General features: G+C 39.5%; 3 protein-coding genes. All 3 read left to right on the forward strand.

Translation table 11 applies throughout. From position 1 onward, the window contains the following. Positions 1–1,101: sulfite oxidase (locus E1140_RS00595; RefSeq protein WP_155178012.1), on the forward strand; the 1,101-nt coding region annotated here is incomplete at its 5' end. Then, positions 1,102–1,575 carry a monoheme cytochrome C gene (locus tag E1140_RS00600; RefSeq protein ID WP_155178013.1) on the forward strand — a complete coding sequence of 158 codons (474 nt, stop codon included), beginning with the start codon at positions 1,102–1,104 and terminating at the stop codon, positions 1,573–1,575. Then, positions 1,559–2,236 (forward strand): sulfurtransferase (locus E1140_RS00605; RefSeq protein ID WP_185153338.1); only part of this gene is annotated, 678 nt, incomplete at its 3' end. The genes E1140_RS00600 and E1140_RS00605, both read left to right, overlap by 17 nt.

The raw sequence follows: 2,236 nt of genomic DNA on the forward strand, positions 1-2,236 counted from the left end.
CCAGATCCATTTAAATTATTTAATAAGAATAAAGACATGGTTGTGCTAAATGATAAGCCATGGAACATAGAGGCGCAGGCACATCTATTGGATGATAAGATAACGCCAAATGCCAATATGTTTATTAGAAACAATGGCCTGATTCCGGAAAATATTGACGCCAGTAAGTGGACACTTACCATAGATGGTGAATCTGCAGCTGAAAAAAAGACATATACACTGGCTGAGTTAAAATCTAAATTCAAACATTACACTTACCAATTGACTTTAGAGTGTGGTGGTAATGGAAGAAGTGAGTACGATCCTCCTGCTAAAGGCAATCAATGGACCATTGGCGCAGTTCATTGCGCAAAATGGACTGGAGTAAGATTAAAAGATGTTCTCAATGACGCAGGCATAAAAAATAGTGCTGTTTATATTGGGTATCATTCAGCCGATGTTCACTTGAGCATGGACCCTGGTAAGGAACCCATTTCAAGAGGGTGTCCAATGGCCAAGGCCCTTCAGGATGAAACCATTCTTGCCTTTGCTATGAATGACAAGGATATTCCATTGGCACATGGCTACCCATTGCGACTGGTAGCAGGTGGGTGGCCGGCTTCAGTTTCAGGCAAATGGATCAACCGCATAAGCATTAGAAACATTGTACATGACGGAACCAAAATGACAGGGACAGCCTACAGAGTACCTTGTAAGCCAGTTTCTCCGGGAGAAAAGGTGAGTGATGAAGACATGTGCATTATAGAATCTATGCCAGTTAAATCATTAATTACTTACCCAAAATCTGGGGCTATTATTAAAGAGGGTGCTTCATTAAATATAAGAGGTCATGCCTGGGCTGGCGAGTTGAAAGTCAATAAAATGGAATACTCAATAGATTTTGGGGCTACCTGGAAGACTTGTAAAATAGATGAGCCTGTTAACCGATTAGCCTGGCAGCATTTTGAAGCGACAATTGAATTTCCACAAAAAGGATATTATGAAGTGTGGGCCAGAGCAACTGATTCTAATGGTGTTTCACAACCCATGTTAGTGCCTGGCTGGAATCCTAAAGGGTACTTAAACAATGCATGTCATAGGATCGCAGTAAAGGTTAGCTAAATGTCTGAAAAAGAAAAACTTACCAGTCTTGTAAAGATCATTTATCAGCTAACAGTTTTAGCGCTGGTCTTGGTTATTGCCTTTGGTAGCTTCCTCATTTACTATAAAGTTGACCCAAGCTTGAGTGCCTTAAGGCCAGAGCAGCAGCAAGTTGCCGTAGCAACACCCAATGTAGATGATAACAAAATTGAAAATGGCATACACATAAGAACTGGATTGGTGGAAGCTGAAGGCTTAATGACAGTGGTAAACAACTGCACTAATTGTCATTCTTCAAAACTCATTATCCAGAACAGAATGAATGCCGAGCGTTGGAACGCCACTATCAAGTGGATGCAGGAAACGCAGAACTTATGGGATTTGGGAGAGAATCAGGAAGTGATAGTTAACTACTTGGTCACTAATTATCCTCCCAAAAAGAAAGGGAGGCGTGAAAATTTATCAAATATAGAGTGGTATGAATTGGAAGATTAAGTTAGTTGTTCTTGCCCTTATTTTCTCTGCTTGCCAAAACACACAGGTCGATGATAAGGCAACTGCAATCACTGAAGATAAGTCTGTAAAATCAGACTATCTAATTGAGGTTCGAGATTTTAAAAAGCTTGTTGATCACCCGAATATCAAGATTTTGGATCTAAGTAAAAAGGATATCTATGATAAAGAGCATATAGTAGGCGCAAGACACATTAGGAGATTGGATATTGAAGATTCTACATTTTCTTATGGGGGAATGATGGCTCCTGCGGAACAAATTGAATCACTCTTTAGCAATTTGGGAATAAACACCAATGATACAATTATAATATATGATGACAAGGGCTTGTGCGAGGCCGCAAGACTATGGTGGATACTCCAAAATTATGATTTTACGAAGGTTAAACTTCTTCATGGGGGACTGCCAGCATGGAAAGCTGGTGAAGGAAAAGTAACTACTGATATTCCTGTAAATAAAAAGTCAGAATTTAAGTTGCCCAATTCCCAAGCTACAAAATATTATACATCACAAGAAGAAGTACAAACTGCCTTTTTCTCAGGTGCAGTCATTTTAGATGTTCGATCAACGGATGAATACACTGGCAAAACATTAAAAACTGGCGCATTAAAATCAGGTAGAATCCCCGGTAGTAAAAATATA

This window comes from Fulvivirga lutimaris (assembly GCF_009711525.1).
Classification (GTDB): Bacteria; Bacteroidota; Bacteroidia; order Cytophagales; family Cyclobacteriaceae; genus Fulvivirga; species Fulvivirga lutimaris.

Excerpts from the sequence above, each read along its gene's own strand:
- E1140_RS00600 (WP_155178013.1), top strand. The coding sequence starts at position 1,102 with ATGTCTGAAAAAGAAAAACTTACCAGTCTTGTAAAGATCATTTATCAG.